At 72.5% G+C, this 2005-nt stretch carries 3 protein-coding genes and 1 pseudogene; all 4 read left to right on the top strand.

The genetic code is table 11. From position 1 onward, the window contains the following. Window positions 1-222, top strand: a pseudogene (locus PLL68_RS14315) (SDR family NAD(P)-dependent oxidoreductase); the annotation flags it as partial. A 56-nt stretch (window positions 223-278) separates the two neighbouring features. Next, complete coding sequence (argC, locus tag PLL68_RS14310) at window positions 279-1319, top strand: N-acetyl-gamma-glutamyl-phosphate reductase (protein ID WP_324535226.1); 1041 nt, start codon at window positions 279-281, stop codon at window positions 1317-1319. A gap of 5 nt (window positions 1320-1324) precedes the next feature. Then, complete coding sequence (locus PLL68_RS14305; RefSeq protein ID WP_324535224.1) at window positions 1325-1729, top strand: ACT domain-containing protein; 405 nt, start codon at window positions 1325-1327, stop codon at window positions 1727-1729. Continuing rightward, the coding region (locus PLL68_RS14300) for a bifunctional ornithine acetyltransferase/N-acetylglutamate synthase (protein WP_324535222.1) at window positions 1729-2005 on the top strand (277 nt) is incomplete at its 3' end. The genes PLL68_RS14305 and PLL68_RS14300, both read left to right, overlap by 1 nt.

The following is a 2005-nucleotide window of genomic DNA, read 5'->3' as shown; positions in this document are numbered from 1 at the left end:
GCCATGCACGCCCATGTCGGGCGCACCGAGTGGACCGCCCCCGAGGAGATCACCGACCTCGTGCTGGCCCTGGCCTCGGGGGACCTCGACGCGTGGTCTGGTCGGTTCGTGCGGGCCGGGGTCGACACCGTGGAGTCGCTGCGTGAGCGAGCCGAGGCACTGGGGGAGCGCGACCGCACCCTGGGCCTCATCCCGTACGGTCCCGACGACCCCCTCGCCTGAACCCCCTCGTGTGGGCTGCGTGCATAGAGTCGCGTGACTCTGTATAGTCATGCAGCATGAAGCGGGTTGCAGTGGCCGGTGCCAGTGGCTATGCCGGGGGAGAGGTGGTCCGCCTCCTCCTCCAGCACCCCGAGCTCGAGGTCGGAGCCCTCACGGCCTCGTCGAACGCCGGGCAGACCCTGGGGTCGATCCACCCGCACCTCAGCCCGCTGGCCGACCGGGTTCTCGAGGACACCACGCCCGACGTCCTCGCCGGCAATGACGCCGTCGTGCTCGCGCTGCCCCACGGGCACTCGGCGGCCCTGGCCGCGCAGCTCCCCGACGACGTCATCATCATCGACTGCGGCGCCGACTTCCGCCTCGCTGACGCCGCCGCGTGGGACACCTTCTACGACACGCCGTACGCGGGATCGTGGCCCTACGGCCTGCCCGAGCTCGCGACGGCCGATGGCCCGCAGCGGCTGGCCCTCGCCGGCGCCACCCGCATCGCGGTCCCCGGCTGCTATCCCACGGCCGTCTCCCTGGCCCTGGCTCCCGGACTCGTCGCGGGCGTCCTCGAGGCCGACGACATCACCGTCGTCGCGGCATCCGGCACGTCGGGGGCAGGCAAGGCGCTCAAGCCACACCTGCTCGGCGCCGAGGTCATGGGGGCGATGTCGCCCTACGGCGTCGGCGGCACCCACCGGCACACCCCCGAGATCGAGCAGAACCTCACCGCCGCAGGCGCCGGCCCGGTCACGGTCTCGTTCACCCCGACCCTCGCGCCGATGCCCCGCGGCATCCTCGCGACGTGCACCGCCCGGGTGCGTCCCGGGACGACGGCGGATGCCGTCCGCGCGGCCTGGGCGACCGCCTACGCCGACGAACCCTTCGTGCACCTCCTGCCGCCGGGTCGCTGGCCGAGCACCGGCAGCGTGCTCGGCAGCAACGCGGTCCACCTGCAGGTCACCCTCGACGAGAGGGTCGGGCGCGTCGTCGTCGTCGCAGCGATCGACAACCTCACCAAGGGCACGGCCGGTGCCGCCGTCCAGTGCCTCAACCTCGCCCTGGGCCTGCCCGAGGCCACCGGTCTCCCCGTCGCGGGGGTGGCGCCGTGAGCGTCATGCCACGTCACCTGATGGAGCACCCCGAGGACGTCTCCATCGTGCGCCTCGACGGCGGGCAGCTGCCCGAGTTCGACTGGGCTGCAGGGCCTTTCGCGTCACTGACCAGAACTCCAGACGAGACCTCCGTCGTGTGCCTCACGGCAACCGTTCCTGCGGGAGTGCGCACGGAGGGCCCGTTCCGGGTCGTCGAGGTGGCCGGGCCCCTGTCGTTCGGATCGGTCGGGGTGGTCGCCGAGGTCGTGGAACCGCTCGTCGACGCCGACATCAGCGTCCTCGCCTTCTCGACCTTCGACACCGACTGGGTGCTCGTTCCGGCCGGGCAGACCGACGAAGCGGCCCACGCCTGGCGCCGTGCCGGGCTCATCATCACCCCAACCTCGTTGACCGGAGGATCCTCCTGATGTCCGTCACCACCCCCCTCGGCTTTCGGGCCTCGGGTGTCACCGCGGGCCTCAAGGCCTCCGGCAAGCCCGATGTGGCGCTCGTCGTCAACGACGGCCCGCACCACCACGCGGCCGCGGTCTTCACGACCAACCGCGTGGAGGCCGCGCCGGTCACCTGGTCACGCACCGTCATCAGCGACGGGCGGGCGGATGCCGTCGTGCTCAACAGCGGTGGCGCCAACGCCTGCACCGGCGCCCCCGGCTTCCAGGACACCCACCGCACGGCCGAGCACG

This window comes from Ornithinibacter sp. (assembly GCF_035443565.1).
In the GTDB taxonomy this organism is placed as follows: domain Bacteria; phylum Actinomycetota; class Actinomycetes; order Actinomycetales; family Dermatophilaceae; genus Fodinibacter.
Note: the sequence above shows the minus strand (reverse complement) of the source record. Positions and strands in the feature narration are given on the sequence as shown.

Coding starts and splice junctions, on each gene's coding strand:
- argC (WP_324535226.1), top strand. CDS start 279: ATGAAGCGGGTTGCAGTGGCCGGTGCCAGTGGCTATGCCGGGGGAGAG.
- PLL68_RS14305 (WP_324535224.1), top strand. CDS start 1,325: ATGCCACGTCACCTGATGGAGCACCCCGAGGACGTCTCCATCGTGCGC.